Origin of the sequence: Comamonas sp. w2-DMI (assembly GCF_040187735.1) — a bacterium.
GTDB lineage: Bacteria > Pseudomonadota > Gammaproteobacteria > Burkholderiales > Burkholderiaceae_C > Comamonas > Comamonas terrae.
Genome location: NZ_JBANEL010000005.1, coordinates 174,354 through 193,149, shown reverse-complemented (window position 1 = coordinate 193,149; position 18,796 = coordinate 174,354). Strand labels below are relative to the sequence as shown.

16 protein-coding genes are annotated in these 18,796 nt (G+C 68.4%); 10 read left to right on the top strand and 6 right to left on the bottom strand.

Annotated features, from left to right (window positions below; genetic code table 11):
* The first annotated feature begins 28 nt into the window (after positions 1-28).
* From V8Z74_RS07845 to V8Z74_RS07830, 4 genes are all read left to right on the top strand, one after another.
* A complete protein-coding gene (locus tag V8Z74_RS07845) occupies positions 29-1,903 on the top strand; it encodes a feruloyl-CoA synthase (RefSeq protein WP_349708778.1) in 1,875 nt (624 codons plus the stop codon).
* Positions 1,904-1,925: 22 nt separating this feature from the next.
* Positions 1,926-2,690 carry an SDR family NAD(P)-dependent oxidoreductase gene (locus V8Z74_RS07840; protein WP_349708777.1) on the top strand — a complete coding sequence of 255 codons (765 nt, stop codon included), beginning with the start codon at positions 1,926-1,928 and terminating at the stop codon, positions 2,688-2,690.
* Between the two features lie 29 nt (positions 2,691-2,719).
* Positions 2,720-4,051, top strand: coding sequence for an amidohydrolase (locus V8Z74_RS07835; protein ID WP_349708776.1), 1,332 nt, complete (start codon positions 2,720-2,722; stop codon positions 4,049-4,051).
* An 85-nt stretch (positions 4,052-4,136) separates the two neighbouring features.
* A complete protein-coding gene (locus V8Z74_RS07830; protein WP_349708775.1) occupies positions 4,137-5,144 on the top strand; it encodes a tripartite tricarboxylate transporter substrate-binding protein in 1,008 nt (335 codons plus the stop codon).
* 27 nt (positions 5,145-5,171) lie between these two features.
* Here the strand turns inward: V8Z74_RS07830 and V8Z74_RS07825 are convergent, their stop codons facing one another.
* The 6 genes from V8Z74_RS07825 to V8Z74_RS07800 all read right to left on the bottom strand — a co-directional run bounded on the left by V8Z74_RS07825 (position 5,172) and on the right by V8Z74_RS07800 (position 11,863).
* Positions 5,172-5,756 (bottom strand): HD domain-containing protein, encoded by a 585-nt coding sequence (locus tag V8Z74_RS07825; RefSeq protein WP_349708774.1) that lies wholly within the window; start codon positions 5,754-5,756, stop codon positions 5,172-5,174.
* Between the two features lie 122 nt (positions 5,757-5,878).
* A complete protein-coding gene (gene boxA / locus V8Z74_RS07820; protein ID WP_349708773.1) occupies positions 5,879-7,180 on the bottom strand; it encodes a benzoyl-CoA 2,3-epoxidase subunit BoxA in 1,302 nt (433 codons plus the stop codon).
* A gap of 70 nt (positions 7,181-7,250) precedes the next feature.
* Positions 7,251-8,678 (bottom strand): benzoyl-CoA 2,3-epoxidase subunit BoxB, encoded by a 1,428-nt coding sequence (boxB, locus tag V8Z74_RS07815; protein ID WP_066474626.1) that lies wholly within the window; start codon positions 8,676-8,678, stop codon positions 7,251-7,253.
* A 26-nt stretch (positions 8,679-8,704) separates the two neighbouring features.
* A complete protein-coding gene (gene boxC / locus V8Z74_RS07810) occupies positions 8,705-10,363 on the bottom strand; it encodes a 2,3-epoxybenzoyl-CoA dihydrolase (RefSeq protein WP_349708772.1) in 1,659 nt (552 codons plus the stop codon).
* Positions 10,364-10,760: 397 nt separating this feature from the next.
* Positions 10,761-10,946: an oxidoreductase-like domain-containing protein gene (locus tag V8Z74_RS07805; RefSeq protein ID WP_157081893.1), complete on the bottom strand. Its 186-nt coding sequence runs from the start codon at positions 10,944-10,946 to the stop codon at positions 10,761-10,763.
* Between the two features lie 2 nt (positions 10,947-10,948).
* Positions 10,949-11,863 (bottom strand): helix-turn-helix transcriptional regulator, encoded by a 915-nt coding sequence (locus V8Z74_RS07800; RefSeq protein WP_066474644.1) that lies wholly within the window; start codon positions 11,861-11,863, stop codon positions 10,949-10,951.
* A gap of 175 nt (positions 11,864-12,038) precedes the next feature.
* Here V8Z74_RS07800 and V8Z74_RS07795 point away from each other — a divergent pair, with 175 nt between their 5' ends.
* The 6 genes from V8Z74_RS07795 (at position 12,039) to V8Z74_RS07770 (ending at position 18,734) form a co-directional block, all read left to right on the top strand.
* The gene (locus V8Z74_RS07795) at positions 12,039-12,548 is read left to right on the top strand and encodes a 4-hydroxylaminobenzoate lyase (protein ID WP_066474655.1); all 510 of its coding nucleotides are present in this window, start codon (positions 12,039-12,041) and stop codon (positions 12,546-12,548) included.
* A 37-nt stretch (positions 12,549-12,585) separates the two neighbouring features.
* Complete coding sequence (locus tag V8Z74_RS07790) at positions 12,586-14,139, top strand: 3,4-dehydroadipyl-CoA semialdehyde dehydrogenase (protein WP_349708771.1); 1,554 nt, start codon at positions 12,586-12,588, stop codon at positions 14,137-14,139.
* 79 nt (positions 14,140-14,218) lie between these two features.
* Positions 14,219-15,805 carry a benzoate-CoA ligase family protein gene (locus V8Z74_RS07785; protein ID WP_349708770.1) on the top strand — a complete coding sequence of 529 codons (1,587 nt, stop codon included), beginning with the start codon at positions 14,219-14,221 and terminating at the stop codon, positions 15,803-15,805.
* Positions 15,806-15,849: 44 nt separating this feature from the next.
* The gene (locus V8Z74_RS07780; protein ID WP_502879483.1) at positions 15,850-16,668 is read left to right on the top strand and encodes an alpha/beta fold hydrolase; all 819 of its coding nucleotides are present in this window, start codon (positions 15,850-15,852) and stop codon (positions 16,666-16,668) included.
* The gene (locus tag V8Z74_RS07775) at positions 16,665-17,834 is read left to right on the top strand and encodes an ABC transporter substrate-binding protein (RefSeq protein WP_349708768.1); all 1,170 of its coding nucleotides are present in this window, start codon (positions 16,665-16,667) and stop codon (positions 17,832-17,834) included. Before V8Z74_RS07780 ends, V8Z74_RS07775 begins: the two co-directional genes overlap by 4 nt.
* A 30-nt stretch (positions 17,835-17,864) precedes the next feature.
* On the top strand, positions 17,865-18,734 hold the full coding sequence (locus tag V8Z74_RS07770) for a branched-chain amino acid ABC transporter permease (protein ID WP_066474665.1): 870 nt from the start codon (positions 17,865-17,867) through the stop codon (positions 18,732-18,734).
* Positions 18,735-18,796: the final 62 nt, after the last annotated feature.

Sequence of the window (18,796 nt, the reverse complement as noted above, 5' to 3'; positions counted from 1 at the left end):
CGACTGCGGCAGATTGGAGACAAAACCCATGAGCGACACCACCACGGATGCGCCCCGCTACCGCCCCATGCCTTTCGGCGTCACCCGCGTCAGCCTGCGCGATGGGGCGCCGGGCGTGCGCTACCTGTCGGCCGACCTGCCCCTGGGCGCGTATGCGCGCCGCGTGACGGACTATCTGCTGCACTGGGCAGAGGCGGCGCCCGAACGCAGCTTTCTGGCCCGCCGCGAGGCGCTGGCCGACGGCCGCACCGGGGACTGGCAGCACGTGAGTTACGGCCAGGCGCTGGAGGCCGCGCGCAGCATCGGCCAGGCCCTGCTCGACCGCGGCCTGACGGCCGAGCGGCCCGTGCTGGTGCTCAGCGAGAATTCGCTCGAGCATGCGCTGCTGGCGCTGGGCTGCATCTATGCGGGCGTGCCGTACTGCCCGGTGTCGCCGGCCTATGCCACGGTGAGCCAGGATTTCGACAAGCTGCGCCATGCGCTGGATACGCTCACGCCGGGCCTGGTGTTCGCCGCCGACGGCGCGCGCTATGGACGGGCCATCGAAGCCACGGTGGCGCCGGATGTGGAGGTGGTGCTGGCGCAGGGCGCGATCGCGGGCCGCGCCACCACGCCGTTCGCCAGCCTGCGCGCCACGCCGGCCACCGCCGCGGTCGATGCGGCCATGCATGCCACGGGTCCGGGCACCATCGTCAAGTTCCTGTTCACCAGCGGCTCCACCAAGCTGCCCAAGCCCGTGATCAACACGCAGCGCATGTGGTGCGCCAACCTGCAGCAGATCACGCTGTCGCTGCCGGTGCTGGCCCAGGAGCCCCCGGTGCTGGTGGACTGGCTGCCCTGGAACCACACCTTCGGCAGCAACCACAACTTCGGCCTCGTGCTCATGCACGGCGGCACGCTGTACATCGACGACGGCAAGCCCACGGCGGCGCTGATCGGCGAGACGCTGCGCAATCTGCGCGAGATCGCGCCCACGGTCTACTTCAACGTGCCTGCGGGCTTCGAGATGATCGCCGAGGCCATGAAGACCGATGCACAGCTGCGCGGCACGCTGCTGTCGCGCCTGCAGATGTTCTTCTACTCGGGCGCCGGTCTGTCCCAGCCCGTGTGGGACAGCCTGCATGCCACGCAGGAATCTGCCATCGGCCAGCGCATCGTCATGGCCACGGGCCTGGGCATGACGGAATCGGCGCCGTCGGCGCTGTTCGTCAACAGCGCCGAGGTGCGCGCCGGCCATGTCGGCGTGCCCGTGCCGGGCATGACGCTCAAGCTCGTCGATGTGGACGGCAAGACCGAGGTGCGCTACCGCGGCCCCAATGTGACGCCCGGCTACTGGCGCTCTGATGCCGCCACGCGCGACGCCTTCGACGAGGAGGGCTACCTGATCACCGGCGATGCGGTGAAGTGGATCGACGACAGCGACATCCACCGCGGCCTGGCCTTCGACGGCCGCATCGCCGAGGACTTCAAGCTCGCCACCGGCACTTTCGTGAGCGTGGGGCCGCTGCGCGCACGCATCGTCGCGGCCGGCGCGCCCTACATCCAGGACGTGGTGCTCACGGGCCTGAACCAGAAGGAGATCGGAGCGCTGGTGTTTCCCGCAGCCGCCGCGTGCCGCGAGGCCAGCCGCCTGCCGGCCGATGCGCCCTGGACCGAGGTGCTGGCCAGCGCCGGCGTGCGCCAGCGCATCCAGGCCGTGCTGAACCAGCTCGCCCGCGATGCCACGGGCAGCGCCAGCCGCGTGGCGCGGGCGCTGCTGATGGCCGAGCCGCCCTCGCTGGACAAGGGCGAAATCACCGACAAGGGCTCCCTCAACCAGCGTGCCGTGCTCAGGCACCGCGAGGCGCTGGTGGCGGCGCTGCACGAGGGCACGGCGCCCGGCATTTTGCTAGCCCAGGCCTGAACCATATTCCAAGGAGACAGATATGCAGATTCAAGGACAGAGCGCACTGGTCACGGGCGGCGCATCGGGCCTGGGCGAGGCCACGGCGCGCGCACTGGCGCGCCTGGGCGCCCGTGTGGCGGTGCTGGACCGCAATGCCGAACAGGCCGCCAGGGTGGCCGCGGACATCGGCGGCGTGGCCTGCGCCTGCGACATCACCGATGCCGCCAGCGTGGCCGCCGCGCTGGAGCAGGCCGCCGCCGCCCACGGCCCGGCACGCATTCTGATGAACGTGGCGGGCATAGGCAGCGCCAAGCGCATCGTGCAGCGCGACGGCAGCGCTGCGCCGCTCGAGGACTTCGCGCGCGTCGTGAACATCAACCTCATCGGCACGTACAACGTGAGCCGCCTGTTCGCTGCGGCATGCAGCCGGCTGGAGGCCCTCGACAACGGGGAGCGCGGCGTGATGCTGTTCACGGCCTCGGTGGCGGCCTTCGACGGCCAGGTGGGCCAGCAGGCCTACAGCGCCTCCAAGGCGGGCCTGGCCGGCATGACGCTGCCCATGGCGCGCGACCTGGCCCAGCATGCGATACGCGTATGCACCATCGCGCCCGGCCTGTTCGCCACGCCACTGATGCAGGAGCTGCCCGAGGCCGTGCAGCAGTCGCTGGCCGCGAGCATCCCCTTCCCGCCGCGCCTGGGCCGGCCCGAGGAGTTTGCCGAGCTCGCCTGCCACATCGTGACCAACGGCCACCTGAACGGCGAGGTGATCCGCCTGGACGGCGCGTTGCGCATGGCTCCGCGCTGAGTTGCCAATCCGAACGAACGGAGACCCGCATGCCTGCTCTTTCCAAGCTCACGCTCGTCGCCTGCGCCGCCTGGGCGGCCTGCACCCTGGTGCCACCTGCTGCTGCGCAGACGGCCGCATCCGGGCGCCTGGCCCCGCTGGTGGACGAGATATACCCCCGGCTTGAAGCGCTCTACCAGGACCTCCATGCGCACCCCGAGCTGGGCTTCCAGGAAACGCGCACCGCCGCCGCGCTGGCCGCGCAGATGCGGGCGCTGGGCTTCGAGGTGACCGAAGGCGTGGGCCGCACCGGCGTGGTGGCGCTCTACCGCAATGGCAGCGGCCCGACGGTGCTGGTGCGCACCGAACTCGATGCGCTGCCGATGGAGGAGAAGACCGGCCTGCCCTATGCCAGCCGGGCCAGGGCGCAATGGAACGGCAGCGAGACCTTCGTGGCCCACAGCTGCGGCCATGACGTGCACATGGCCAGCTGGGTCGGCACGGCGCAAGCGCTGCTCGCGCTCAAGGACCAGTGGCATGGCACGCTGATGTTCATCGGCCAGCCGGCGGAGGAGTCGGTGGGCGGAGCCAAGGCCATGGTGGACGACGGCCTCTTCAAGCGCTTTCCCAAGCCGGACTTCGCCTTCGCGCTGCACACCGATCCCATGGCCTACGGCTACGTGGGCTATCGCGCGGGGCCGATGACCTCGGCCGCCGACGGCCTGGAAATCACATTCAAGGGCCGCGGAGGCCATGGCTCGGCACCGCATGCGACGATCGACCCGATTGCCATCGGCGCGCATTTCGTGACCGATGTGCAGACCGTGGTCAGTCGCGAGAAGAACCCGTTCGAATTCGGTGTGGTCACCATCGGTGCGTTCCAGGCCGGCACTGTCGGCAACATCATTCCCGCCGAAGCCAGGCTCAGCGGCACCATCCGCAGCTACGATCCCGCGGTGCGCCGGAAGCTGATCGACGGCGTACGCCGGACGGCGCTGGCATCGGCCGCCAGCGCCGGTGCGCCCGAGCCCGAGCTGCATGTGGGCGAGGGCGGCGTCGGCGCCGTGGTCAACGATGCCGCGCTGGTGCAGCGCACGGTGGCCGCGCTGCAGGCGCAACTGGGCGCCGACCATGTGGTGCAGGTGCCTCCCATTACCGCGAGCGAGGACTTCTCCGTGTTGGGCGAGAACGGCATCCCCTCGATGTTCTTTGTCGTCGGCGTGAGTGACCCCAAGGACGTGGCCGCGTCGAAGCAGCCCGGCGGCAAGCCGCTGCCCTTCAACCACTCGCCGTTCTTCGCGCCCGTGCCCGAACCCTCGATCAAGGTCGGCGTGCGGGCCATGACGACGGCGGTGCTGTCGGCCATGGGAGCGAAGCACTGAGAAGGCCGAGCCGGGCGCCCGCCATCGCCCTCCCGAGGCGCACGCATGCAGCCTGAAAGTTCTTTCCCGCCACCAGGAGACATCCATGCCAGTGCAACGCCGCCACTTCATCCAGTCCCTGGGTAGCACCATCTGCGGCACGGCAGCCCTGGGCGCGTTCGCGCCCCTTGAGGCCCGGGCCCAGCAGGCGCTGGAGCAGGTCAAGATCATGTACGGCTTTCCGGCCGGCAGCGCCGGCGACAGCGTGGCGCGCCGCGTGGCCGAGAAGCTGGGCGGCACGGCCTACAGCAGGAATGCCGGCTATGTGGAAAACCGGCCGGGCGCCGGCGGCCGCATCGCGGTGGAGACGCTGAAGCACTCGGCCGCCGACGGCTCGGTGCTGGCGCTGGCGCCCGTGTCGGCCTTCTCGGTCTATCCGCACATCTATCCGCGGCTCGGCTACAAGGCCGAGGATGCGGCGCCGGTGTCCATGGGCGCCATCATGCTGCACGGCCTGGCCGTGGGGCCGGCGGTGCCGGCCGAGGTCAGGACGCTCAGGGACTTTCTCGCCTGGGCCAGGGCCAACCCGGAAAAGGCCAGCTACGGCACGCCGGGCTCCGGCTCCATGCCGCATCTGCTGGGTGCCCTGCTGGGCCTGCGCGCGGGCGTGCCGCTCAACCATGTGCCCTACCGCGGCACCGTGCCCAGCATCACCGATCTCGTGGGCGGCCAGGTTGCCGCGGCCGTGAACCCCAGCGGCGACTATCTGCAATACCTGAAGGCGGGCCGCGTGCGCGTGCTGGCCCTGTCGGGCAGGAAGCGCTCTCCCTACCTGCCCGATGTGCCCACGTTTGCCGAGCTTGGCTATCCCGACGTGACCGCGGAGGAGTGGTTCGGCTTCTATGCCCCGGCCCGGGTGCCGTCGGCCGTGCTGGCCCATGCCAACGCCGCCATCACGGCCGCGCTCAAGGACAGGTCGGTCATCGATTCGCTGGCGCTGGTGGGGCTGGTGGCGCGCGGCAGCACGCCGCAGGAGATGGCGGCCGACCAGAAGGCCGAGTTCGAGCGCTGGGGGCCGCTGGTCAGGCAGATCGGCTTCACGGCCGAGTCCTGAGCCGCGCCTGCACCGGTGGCCAGCCGGTCAGTCCATGGCGGCCACGGCCGCCTTGTAGATGCTCTGGCGGGGCTGGGCCATGAGGCGGCGCAGCATGGGCTCGAACTCCGAGATCGGCAGCGTCTCGCCCCTGGGGTCGAAGGCCGGGTTGTCGTAGAGTTCGCAGAACTCGGCCGTGCGCTCGTAGTGCGGGTGGCCCCTGAACTGCGCGCGCATGTCGCGGTCCAGCCCGATGTGGTGAAAGAAGTAGTGGCCCTGGAAGATGCCGTGGTGCTTGACCATCCAGTGGTTGGCCTCGCTCACAAAGGGCTGGACAATGGCCGCCGCGATGTCGGGATGGTTGAACGAGCCCAGCGTGTCGCCGATGTCGTGCAGCAGTGCGCAGACCACGTATTCCTCGTCGCGCCCGTCGCGCAGCGCGCGCGTGGCGGTCTGCAGAGAGTGCGTGTAGCGGTCCACCGGAAAGCCGCCGTAGTCGCCTTCCAGCAGCTTCAGATGCGCCATGACGCGGTCTGGCAGCCCTTGCGCGAACTGCGCGAATTCGCCGCCTATCAATCGCCAGTCATCGCGCGTGCTGTCCTGCATGCGGATGAAGTTCGCCCGTGCATTCATGCCTGTCTTTCGTGGGTGGATGTAGGGCTACTGTAGGTCGGCATGGAGGGCCGCGCTGTCAATGGCATGACATGCATGACATGCGCGCGAAAGGGCCGGGGCGGCATCCCCGGTCCGCTGAATCAATAGGTTTCCAGGTGCAGGCGTCCCTCGCGCTTGAGGCGCTGGCCCAGGGCTTCCCATTCGAGGCCGGCCTGCTGCGCCACATCGCGCAGGGCCAGCAGCACGCCTTCCTCCATGCTCTTGAGGCCGCAGACGTAGATGTAGGTGTTGTCGTCGCCCAGCAGCCGGGCCAGGTCCACGGCACGTTCGCGGATGGCGTCCTGCACGTAGCGGCGCGGCTGGCCGGGCACGCGCGAGAAGGCCAGGTTGTTGTCCATGAAGTCTTTGGGCAGGCTTTGCAGCGGGCCGAAGTAGGGCAGCTCCTGGGGCGTGCGCGCGCCGAAGAACAGCATGAGCTTGCCGCCGTCGAACTTGCCGCTCCTGCGCAGGCGCCGGCGCCATTCGGTCATGGCGCGCATGGGCGCGCTGCCGGTGCCGGTGCAGATCATGACGATGTGCGAGCGCGGATGGTTGGGCATGAGGAAGGAAGTGCCGAACGGGCCGATGACCTGCACCTTGTCCCCCACCTGCAAGTCGCACAGATAGTTGCTGGCCACGCCACGCACGGGCCGGCCCTCGTGGTCCTGGGTGACGCGCTTGACGGTCAGCGCCACGTTGTTGTAGCCGGGGCGTTCGCCGTTGCGCGCGCTGGCCACCGAATACTGGCGCGCGACATGGGGCCTGCCGTGGGCATCCAGGCCCGGCGGGATCACGGCAATCGACTGGCCTTCGAGCACGGGAAACGGCATGGCGCCGAAGTCCAGCACGATGTGGTGGGTCTCGCTGGCGAAGCCTGCCTCCGTGCAGTTGAGATTGCCGGTCACGGTGGCCGTGACCGGGTTCCTGGGGCCGTAGAGATTGGAATAGGCATGGGCTGCGGACCAGGGCGGCACGGTGGCCCCGTAGGCGGCCGCCCTGAAGGCCGGTTCGGCGGCTGCGCTGCTGGCGCTGGCGCTGCTCGCCAAGGCGGCCGCCGCAATCACGGCCTGGGCCTGGGTCAGGTCCGCGGGTTCCTGCTGCGCGGCGGCCAGTCGCTCGGCCGGCAACTCCTCGGGCAGGCTTTCCCAGCCGTACTGCTGCGCCAGCGTGTAGGCCTGCAGGGCCGGCACCTTGCGCCAGTTGTCGATGGCGCCGGTGGGGCAGGGGGAGATGCAGTCCATGCAGCCATTGCATTTGTCGGCCATGACCACGTAGTTGGTGTCGTCATGCGTGATGGCATCGACCGGGCAGGTGGCTTCGCAGGTGTTGCAGCGAATGCAGATTTCCGGATCGATCAGATGCTGGTTGAGGATGCCGTTTTCAATCAACGTGGTGGTGGTCATGTTCTTCTCCCAACAAATATCGCCATGCCTTGGTGCGCGACCCTTGGAATCGGCGCAGCCGCCCAGGGGATTAATTGAAGCGGACGTACTCGAAATCGACAGGCTGGCGATTGATGCCCATGACCGGCGGGGCAATCCAGCCCGCGAACTTGCCAGGCTCCAGGCACCGGCCCATGAGCGAGGCCACGAAGGTGCGGTCCTCGTCGGTGGGCAGCCATTCCTTCTTGCGCAGCTCCCATTCCTGCTCGCTCACGGGGCGGCCGTCGGGGCTGATGCGCACGCCGGCCAGCGCGCCGATCTGGCGGTTGAAGGCCTTGTGCGGCACCGTGAGGCGGAAATCGATGCCGGCCTTTTCCATCACCTTGTTCCAGCGGCCCACGCCGGCATTGCTGTCCTTGATGTAGTCGTCGCGCAGCACCTCGTTCAGGGCGTTGAGCATGGGCACGTCCTTTTCCTGCAGCCTGCCGTCCACCACTTCCAGCACCTTGTACTGCTGGTCATGCAGCGCATGGTCGTCGCTGCGCTTGCCTTCCTCGTAGCGGCCCTTGAGGCCCGAGCTGTAGAAGGTGGCGGCATTGCTGGACTGGTCGGCGCCGAACAGGTCGATGGTCACGCTGTAGTGGAAGTTCAGGTAGCGCTGGATGGTGGGCAGGTCGATCACGCCGGCCGCGCGCAGCCGGCTCACATCGTCGGTGCCGAGCTCGTTCATGACCTGGCAGGTGCGGGCCAGCACGCGCGAGACGCCGGATTCGCCCACGAACATGTGGTGGGCCTCCTCGGTCAGCATGAACTTAGTGGTGCGCGCCAAGGGGTCGAAGGCGCTTTCGGCCAGGGCGGCCAGCTGGAACTTGCCGTCGCGGTCGGTGAAGTAGGTGAACATGAAGAAGCTCAGCCAGTCGGGCGTCTTCTCGTTGAAGGCGCCCAGGATGCGCGGATTGTTCTCGTCGCCCGACTGGCGCTCGAGCAGGGCCTCGGCCTCCTCGCGGCCGTCGCGGCCGAAGTGCTTGTGCAGCAGGTAGACCATGGCCCACAGGTGGCGGCCTTCCTCCACGTTGACCTGGAACAGGTTGCGCAGGTCGTACAGCGAAGGCGCGGTCAGGCCCAGGTGGCGCTGCTGCTCCACCGACGCGGGCTCGGTGTCGCCCTGGGTGACGATGATGCGGCGCAGGTTGGCGCGGTGCTCGCCGGGCACGTCCTGCCAGGCCTTCTCGCCCCTGTGGTCGCCGAAGTGGATGGTGCGGTTTTCCTCCGCGGGGTTGAGGAAGATACCCCAGCGGTAGTCGCGCATCTTCACGTAGCCGAACTGGGCCCAGCCCTGGGGGTCGACGCTGACCGCGGTGCGCAGGTAGACGTCGTGGTGGGTGGAGCCCTCGGGGCCCACGTCGTCCCACCACCTGATGAAGTTGGGCTGCCAGCTCTCCAGCGCGCGCTGCAGGGTGCGGTCGCTGCTCAGGTCCACGTTGTTGGGAATCTTCTGGCTGTAGTCGATGCTGCTCATGGGATATCTCCTGGATGCGGTGGGGGTCAAACGCGATTGAAATCAAAGCCGGCTTTTTGTCCGGTGCCGTAAAGCTTCAAGGCGCCTTTTTCGCCCACGGCATTGGGGCGGTTGAAGATCCAGTTCTGCCAGGCCGACAGGCGTCCGAAGATGCGCGTGACCATGTTTTCCTTGCCGGCAAAGCGCAGGTTGGCCTCGAGGCCCGTGAGCGCATCGGGCGACATGGCGGCGCGCTCCTCGATGGCGATGCGGATCTCGTCCTCCCAGTCGATATCGTCGAGCGCCGCGGTGACCAGGCCCAGCTGCTGGGCCGCATCGCCGTCCAGCGCCCGGCCCACGGCGGCGCGCGCGGCTTCCAGCGGCGCGGCTTCTTCGTAGAAGCGGCGCTGCAGGCGGCTCTGGTCGTTGACCAGGGGCAGCAGGCCGAAATTGAATTCGTCCAGCACCAGGGTGGGCTGGCGCCCGGGCTCGTCGGGCAGCACCAGCATGTAGGCGCGGTCGGCGCAGAAGGCCAGCTCGGCCAGCAGGCCGGCAAAGCAGGAGCCGGGCTCGATCAGCGCGAACAGCGAGCGCGAGGACACGTCCAGGCGCGCCAGCGTGCGGCGCAGCAGGCCTATGGTCTCGCGCACCAGCCAGTGGTCCCGGTGGGCCAGCAGGACCTGGTCGGCGGCCAGCACGGCGGCCGCATCGCCCTCGGTCCTGAGGATCCAGGTGCCTATGTCCGGCTCGTTGGTGCGCAGGTGCAGGATGGCGTCGTCCAGTTCGCGGCCCATGGCCAGCGGCCACCAGGCGGCGCCGGCCTGCGCGATGGCGTCGATGTCCCCGGGCTGCGGGCCCTGCGGCGCCCTGACCGTGACGGTGGCGCTGCGCTTGGCGCGGTCGATCTCCACGGCCACATGCCGATAGCCCAGGCTGGCTTCGCCGAGTTCGCGCTCGATGCGGGTCAGCGCAATGCCCTTGGCCGAGGCGGGGCGCTGGCTGGTTGCGGCCAGCTTCTGCGCGTGCTGCTCCACGGTCGCGGCAAATTGCGCGGGCTTGGCCACCGCATCGACCAGGCGCCAGTCCACGGCGCGTTGGCCGCGCACGCCTTCCACGCTGGTGCAGAAGATGTCGGCCAGGTCGTGGCGCACGTGGCGCTTGTCGGTCACGCGCGTCAGCCCGCCCGTGCCGGGCAGCACGCCCAGCAGCGGCACCTCGGGCAGGGAAACGGAGGAGGAGCGGTCGTCGATCAGCACGATCTCGTCGCAGGCCAGGGCCAGCTCATAGCCGCCGCCCGCGCAGGCGCCGTTGACTGCGGCGACGAACTTGAGGCCGTCGTGCCTGGAGCTGTCCTCGATGCCGTTGCGGGTCTCGTTCGTGAACTTGCAGAAGTTCACCTTCCAGGCATGCGAGGAGACGCCGAGCATGAAGATGTTGGCGCCCGAGCAGAAGATGCGCTCCTTGCCGCTGGTGACGATGACGCTTTTGACCTCGGGATGCTCGAAGCGGATGCGGTTGAGCGCATCGTGCAGCTCGATGTCCACGCCCAGGTCGTAGCTGTTGAGCTTGAGCTTGTAGCCGGGGCGTATGCCGCCGTCCTCGGCGATGTCCAGCTTCATGCGTGCAACCGGCCCGTCCACTTCAAACGACCAATGGCGGTACTGGCTGGGTTCGGTGCGGTAGTCGACGAGGGATTGCTGCTGCATGGCGGGCCTCTTGAAGATGAAAAATAGTGCAGTTGCTATCGGGTGTAGGCACAATTATGCAGAGTTGTCCAAAAAATGCACGCGGATTTAGGCATTATTTTGCATGTTTCATCGGTTCCAAGGGTAAATGCCTATACGCGGACGTCGCCATGCCGGAGTGTGAAGGCGAGGCGCCGGACGCAGGCAGGCGCAAGCTGCCGCCATGGTTTCATGGCGGCGAACAAGCGGAATGCGGAAGGCGGGCGTCCCGGCCGGCAGGAAGCCGGCTTCAGGCTGCTCCAGAAAATGGAGCGCGTGGCGCTTTCCAGGCATGGGCTGGAGGCCAGAATGGCTTGAGCCGGGGAGGCCGTGCCCGGATTGCCGGCGCCGGCTGCTGCCGGTGGGCCGCTGCGTGCAGTCAGGCGGCGGCTTCGGGATGGCGCTGCAGCCACTGCGCGAGCTGCTGGCGGTACTGCCGCATTTCCTCGGCATAGCAGTCGTACACGCAGGGGTCGCAGCCGCTTTCGCAGCATTCGTTGGGCTGCGGCGCTTCGGGCGGAACGGGGCGCGGATCGTCGGCCATGCCGGGCTGGAGGGTGTTCATGGTCATGCCGCCGTGATCCGGCGCAGCTCCTCGAAGCTTTGCTGCAGCGTCTTGCCGCTGGTGTCGAGCCGGTGGTCGGCCTTGGAATAGAAGGCGGCGCGGCCGTCGAGGATGCGCCGCAGGTCGTCCATGGCTTCGGGGTTGGCGGCCATGGGGCGCGTGTCGCCCTGGGCGATGACGCGGCCCATGTGCTCCTCGGGATCGGCCTGCAGCCAGACCGTGGTGCAGTGGGTCAGCAGCTCGTTGAAGGTGGCGGGGTCGGAAACGATGCCGCCCGGCGTGGCGATCACCACGTCGCTGTAGATCTGCACGGCTTCCTCGAGCGCGCGGCGCTCGTAGCGGCGGTAGGCGCCGGCGCCGTAGAGGTCGTAGATCTCGCGCACGCTGCAGCCGGCCACGCGTTCGATCTCCTGGTTGAGTTCCAGGAACGGCACCTGCAGCTGCTCGGCCAGCATGCGGCCCAGCGTGGACTTGCCGGCGCCGCGCAGGCCGATCAGCGCGATGCGCGAATGGCGGTGGGCATCGCCGCCGGGCGCCGTGCCCAGGATTTCCCCGGCCGCCATGCGCACGCGCTTGAGGTCTTCCTCGCTGCGGTTTTCCAGCAGCTCGCGCAGCAGCAGCCATTCGGCGCTGGAGGTGGTCACATCGCCGAGCAGTTCGGCCATGGAGCACTGCAGGGCCTGTGCGATCTGGTGCAGCACGAGGATGGAGACATTGCCCGTCCCGTATTCCAGATTGGCCAGGTGGCGCTCGGAAACCTGTGCCGTGACGGCCAGATTGCGGCGGGTCAGCCCCCGGCGCGCGCGCAGCTCGCGCACGCGCTCTCCCAGCGCCTGCAGCACCAGGCTTTTGCCGGCTTCGGCCGGGGTGGCCGCCCCCTCGCTGCCGGCCTCCGATGCAATCTCAAACTGATCCATAAAGCTCCCCAAGACGGCGTGAATCATAAACAGTCGGGGTTAACACCAGTCATGCAATATATTGCTTGACACTGCATTGTGACCTATCTATCTTTCGATTGCACGCACAATATTGCATGTTGTGCGCCCGATATCAATCGCCGCAGGCTATCGCCCTGCGTCCCAGGAGACTGAGATGGACGCGTGCTCCCTCCGTATTTCCCAGCAGGTTTTCCACGATCTGGTGGCCGAAGTGGCCCGCGGCATGGCGGGCCGGCCGCTGGACGCGGACCTGCAGGACTGGCTGAACACGCACTATGGTGCACAGACCCCGCATTACGCCGCATTGCGCCAGGCCTGCGCCACGGGGGTAGATCAAGGCTGGCTGTGTTCGCGTGAAAACGGCGGCATTCGCTGGGGGCGCGTGCACGAGGCCAGCGAGGCGCTGGGCGGCTTTTCGGTGGATGTGGTGGAAATGGACGGGGCGGCCGACCGCGGCATTGCGGGCCCCCACCATAGCCATCCGCTGGGCGAGGTGGACCTGATCCTGCCGCTGGATGAGGGCGCGCTGTTCGACGGCCACGGCGCTGGCTGGTGTGTCTACGGCCCGGGCAGCGCCCACAGCCCCACGGTGAGCGAAGGCGCGGCCCGCGTGCTGTACCTGCTGCCCCAGGGGCAGATCCAGTTCACGCGCCGCGCCGCCTGAGCGGCGGCCTCAGATTCCCTCCATTCCCCTCATCGCCATGACGGAACTCCTTGCCAACCATGTCTGCGGCCGCTGGCAGGCCGGCACCGGCCCGGGCAGCGTGCTGCGCGACCCCGTGCGGGGCAGCGCACTGGTGCGCGTGGACGCCACCGGGCTGGATCTGCCGGCCGCCTTTGACTATGCCCGCGAGACCGGCGGCGCGGCCCTGCGCGCACTGAGCTATGCCCAGCGCGCCAAACTGCTGGCCGATGCGGCCGGCGTGCTGCAGGCGGGCCGCGATGCCTATTACGCAATTTCCACGGCCAACTCGGGCACCGTGAAGAGCGACACGGCCGTCGACGTGGACGGCGCCATCTACACGCTGGGCCAGTACGCCAGATGGGGCGCGGCGCTGGGCGATGCCCGCCATCTGGCCGACGGCGAGGCGGTGGCGCTGGCCCGCGACGGCGTGTTCCAGTCCCGGCACATCCAGGTGCCGGCGCGCGGCGTGGCGCTGTTCATCAACGCCTTCAACTTCCCTGCCTGGGGGCTGTGGGAAAAGGCCGCGCCCGCGCTGCTGTCGGGCGTGCCGGTCATCGTCAAGCCCGCCACGGCCACGGCCTGGCTCACGCAGCGCATGGTCCGCGACGTGGTGGAGGCCGGCATTGTGCCGCCCGGCGCGCTGTCGGTGATCTGCGGCAGCGCGGCCGGACTCATGGACCAGTTGCAGCCCTGGGACATGGTCTCTTTCACGGGCTCGGCCGAGACCGCTGCCGCGATCCGCGGCCATGCAGCCGTGGCGCGCCACGCGGTGCGCAGCAATATCGAGGCCGACAGCATCAACAGCGCGCTGCTGCTGCCCGGCCACGGGCCCGGCAGCGAGGCCGTGCGCCTGCTGGCGCGCGAAGTGGCGCGCGAGATGACGGTCAAGTCCGGCCAGAAGTGCACGGCCATACGCCGCGTCTTCGTGCCCGGGGCGCTGTACGACGCCGTGGCCCAGGCGATTGGAGCACAGCTGGCCGAGGTCGCCGTGGGCGATCCGCGCAGCGAGGGCGTGCGCATGGGCTCTCTGGTCAGCCGCGAGCAGTACGACAGCGTGCAGCAGGGCCTGGCCGGGCTGATGGCGCACACGGATGTGCTGCACGACGGCCGCAGTCGCGCCCTGGTGGATGCGGATCCGGCCGTGGCCGCCTGCGCCCGGCCCGTGCTGCTGGGCACGCGCAGCCCCGATGCGGCGGCCCTGGTGCACGACATGGAAGTTTTCGGGCCGGTGGCCACGCTCATGCCCTACCGCGACCTCGCGCACGGGCTGGCGCTGGCCCGCCGCGGCCAGGGTTCGCTGGTGGCCTCGCTGTACGGCGAAGACCCGGCAGCGCTGGCGGCCGCGGCCGCCGACCTGGCCGCCAGCCACGGCCGCGTGCATGTGGTCACGCCCGAGGTGGGCAGGACCCATACGGGCCACGGCAATGTGATGCCGCAGTCCCAGCACGGCGGGCCCGGGCGCGCCGGCGGCGGCAGCGAGCTGGGCGGCCTGCGCGCGCTGGACTTCTACCACCGCAAGGCGGCCGTGCAGGCCAGCCCTGCCGTGCTGCAGGCCCTCGTCCCGGCCTGAAAACCGGGCATGGACCCGGCCGCAGAGCCGGGCCGCAACCACATGTGCGCGGCAGCGGTGCGGCGCAAGGAGACACACGATGATCGACCTGGACCAGTCCTTCAACTTTGCGCAGCATCTGTTCGAGACCAACCGCGGGCGGGCCGGCAAGACGGCCTATACCGACGACCACGGCACGCTCAGCTACGGCGAGCTGGAAGACCGGGCGCGGCGCCTGGCCCAGGGGCTGCTGGCAGCGGGCATCCACCGCGAGGAGCGCGTGCTGCTGGTCATGCACGACATGCGCGAATGGGCCGTGTGCTTTCTGGGCGCCATGTATGCGGGCGTGGTGCCGGTGGCGGTCAACACGCTGCTGACGGCCGGCGACTATGCCTACATGCTCGAGCACAGCCGGGCCCAGGCCGTGCTGACCAACGGAGCCATGCTGCCCGTGCTGCGGCAGGCGCTGGACGGCGCCCGGCACGAGGCGGCCCGCATCTGGGTCGCGCATCCCGAGGAAGCCGGGGCGCAGCTGCCCGCCGGCTGCGAGCCGCTGCAGCCCTGGCTGGATAGCCAGCAGCCGCTGGCGCAGCCGGCCGCCACGCGCGGGGACGACCCGGGCTTCTGGCTGTACTCGTCGGGCTCCACGGGCAAGCCCAAGGGCGCGGTGCACACGCATGCCAATCCCTACTGGACCGCCGAGCTGTACGGCAAGCCCGTGCTGGGCCTGACGGAAAACGATGTCTGCTTCTCGGCTGCCAAGCTCTACTTCGCCTACGGCCTGGGCAATGCGCTGACCTTTCCGCTCAGCGTGGGCGCCAGTGTGGTGCTGATGGCCGAGCGGCCCACGCCCGATGCCACCTTCGAGCGCTGGATGCGGCACCGGCCCACGGTGTTCTTCGGTGCGCCCACGGGGTTTGCGGGCATGCTGGCCTCGCCGCGCCTGCCGGCGCGCGAACAGGTCAGCCTGCGCATGTGCTCGTCGGCCGGCGAGGCGCTGCCGGCCGACATCGCCCGGCGCTTCAAGGCGCATTTCGGCGCCGACATCGTGGACGGCATAGGTTCGACCGAGATGCTGCACATCTTCATCTCCAACCGGCCGGGTGACATACGCTACGGCACCACGGGCCGGCCCGTGCCCGGCTACGAAGTGCAGCTGCGCGGCGAGGATGGCAGTCCCGTGGCCGATGGCGAGATCGGCGACCTCTACATCAGGGGCCCGAGCACGGCGCTGATGTACTGGCGCAACCGCGAAAAGACGCGCGACACCTTCCAGGGCGGCTGGCTCAAGAGCGGCGACAAATACGTGCGCGACGCCGACGGCTACTACACCTATGCGGGCCGCAGCGACGACATGCTCAAGGTCAGCGGCATCTATGTCTCGCCGTTCGAGGTGGAGGCCACGCTGCAGCAGCATCCGGCCGTGCTCGAGGCCGCGGTCATCGGCAAGACCGATGCCGACGGCCTGGTCAAGACCAAGTCCTTCGTGGTGCTCAAGAGCGGCTGCAGCGCGACCGAGCAGGAGCTCAAGGCCTTCGTCAAGGAGCGCCTGGCGCCCTACAAATATCCGCGTTTCATCGAGTTCGTGGACGAGCTGCCCAAGACGGCCACCGGCAAGATCCAGCGCTTTCGCCTGCGCGAACAGGAAGCCAGCCATGACGCAAAAACCGAGGCAAAAGCGGTTTGATCCCAGCAGGGACGGGCGCTGACTGCTATGGATTCAAGACCATGATGCCGCAAGCTGCAATCACCGGCGCCGCCGAGCGCGTGCGCATTCCCTGGCGCGGCCGCCAGGTGGAGATCGAATACCAGTGGCTGGAGGCGGACCGCCCCGACGCGCCGGTGATGATCTTTCTGCACGAGGGCCTGGGATCGCTGGCCATGTGGAAGGACTTTCCCGCCCGGGTCTGCCGTGCTGCGGGACTGCGCGGCCTGGTCTATTCGCGCCCCGGCTACGGCAACTCCACGCCGCGCCCGCCCGAAGAGGCCTGGGCGGCCGACTTCATGCACCGCCAGGCCTACGAGGTGCTGCCCGCGCTGCGCGAAGCCCTGGGCCTGGCACGGCCGGCCTGGCTGCTGGGCCATAGCGACGGCGGCTCGATCGCGCTGCTGCATGCGGCGCGCTTTCCGGAGCTGACGGCCGGCACGGTGCTGATGGCGCCGCATGTGATGGTCGAGGACATTTCCGTGGCCAGCATTGCCAGGGCCGCCGAGGCCTACCGCCAGGGCGGCCTGCGCGAGCGGCTGGCGCGCTACCACGCCGATGTGGATTCGGCCTTCGGCGGCTGGGCCGGCATCTGGCTGGACCCCGCCTTCCGCCGCTGGAACATCGAGGCCGAGGCCGCCGGCCTGCGCAGCCCCACGCTGGCAATCCAGGGCCTGGACGACGAATACGGCACGCTGGAGCAAGTAAGGGCAATTGCTCGTATTGCTTTAAGTGTCAAGTTGTTAGAGTTGCCGGCGTGTGGCCATTCGCCCCACCGCGACCAGCCGCTACAGGTGACAGAGAGCATTCGGCAATTCATCCAAACCTCGAGGAGACAAGCATGATCAAGCAATGGACAGCGATGGGCGCGGTGGCACTGGCCGCCGCGACGGCCGGTGGCGGCGCAATGGCGCAGGACAAGATCAAGGTCGGCTTCATGCTGCCCTTCAGCGGCACCTATGCGGCGCTGGGCAATGCCATCGAGAACGGTTTCCGCATGCACGTGGCCGAGCAGGGCGGCAAGCTGGGCGGACGAGAGATCGAGTTCTTCAAGGTCGACGACGAATCGGACCCGGCCAAGGCCACGGACAACGTCAACCGCCTGATCAAGCGCGACAAGGTGGACGTGATCGTGGGTACCGTGCACTCGGGCGTGGCCATGGCCATGGCGCGCGCGGCCAAGGAAAGCGGCACCGTGCTCATCGTGCCCAATGCCGGCGCCGACGCCGTGACCGGGCCCATGTGCGCGCCCAACATCTTCCGCTCCTCGTTCAGCAACTGGCAGTCGGCCTATCCCATGGGCGTGGTCGCGGCCAAGCAGGAGGGCAAGAAGACCGCCATGACCATCACCTGGAAGTACGCGGCCGGCGACGAGATCACGGGCGGCTTCAAGGAAGGCTTCGAAAAGAGCGGCGGCAAGGTCGTCAAGCAGCTGACCCTGCCTTTCCCCAACGTGGAGTTCCAGGCGCTGTTGACCGAGATCGCCGCGGCCAAGCCCGATGCCGTGTTCGCCTTCTTCGCCGGCGCGGGTGCCGTCAAGTTCGTCAAGGACTACCATGCGGCCGGCCTGTCCAAGACCATTCCGCTGTACGGCGCGGGCTTCCTCACCGACGGCACGCTGGATGCACAGGGCGAAGCGGCCCAGGGCATGCTGACCACGCTGCACTATGCGGACGAGCTGGGCACCGAGCGCGACAAGACCTTCCGTACCAATTACGCCAAGAGCTACAAGCTCATGCCCGATGTCTATGCGGTGCAGGGCTACGACGCGGCGCAGATGCTGGCCGTGGGCCTGAAGGCCGCGGGCGGCGACATCGGCAGGAAGGACGTGTTCCGCACCGCGATCGAGAAAGCCACCATCCCCAGCCCGCGCGGCGACTTCACGCTGAGCAAGGCCCACAATCCGGTGCAGGACATGTACTTGCGCAAGGTCGAAGGCAAGGAGAACAGGAAGATCAGCGTGGCCATGAAGGCCCTGGCCGACCCTGCGCGCGGCTGCCGCATGCAGTAAGGCCCTCCGCATTTCATCGCAAGGACTGCCGTGGATTTCGCCACCTTTCTGGTGCAGTGCCTGAACGCTGTTCAGTACGGGCTGCTGCTGTTTCTGCTGGCCTCGGGCCTGACGTTGATCTTCGGCATCATGGGGGTGATCAATCTCGCCCACGGCAGTTTCTACATGATCGGCGCCTATATGGCGTTCGCGCTGGCCCCCGTCCTGGGCCAGCATTTCGTCACCATGCTGCTGGTCGGCACGGTGCTGGCCGTGGCCATAGGCTATGTGCTCGAGTGGGCCTTCTTCAGCTTTCTCTATGAGCGCGAGCACCTGCAGCAGGTGCTGATGACCTTCGGCCTGATCCTGGTGTTCGAGGAGCTGCGCGCCCTGCTGTTCGGCAACGACGTGCACGGCGTGCAGCTGCCCGGCTGGCTGGCCGGCAGCTTCTCGCTGGCCGGCCTCATGAGCTACCCCTGGTACCGCATCTTCGCCTCGGCGGCCTGCCTGGTGGTGGCGCTGGCGCTGTACTGGGTGGTCAACCGCACGCGCCTGGGCATGATGGTGCGCGCGGGCGCCAGCAACCGCGACATGGTGCGCGGCCTGGGCATCGACATCCAGCGCCTGTACCGCATCGTGTTCGCCATGGGCGTGGCGCTGGCCGCGCTGGCGGGCATGATCGCCGCGCCCATGAGCTCGGTCTACCCCAACATGGGCTCCAGCGTGCTCATCATTTGCTTCGTGGTGGTCGTCATCGGCGGCATAGGTTCGATCACGGGCGCGCTGCTGGCATCGCTGCTCGTGGGCTTTGTCGATACCTTTGGTAAGGTGTTCTTCCAGGAGCTCAGCGGCATGAGCATCTACCTGCTCATGGCCATTGTCCTGGTATGGCGGCCCGAGGGCCTGATGGGCAAGCGATGAAAAAACACCCCCTGTGTCGCTTCGCGCCTTCCCCGTTGCACGTCGCCCTCTCTCGCCACGTG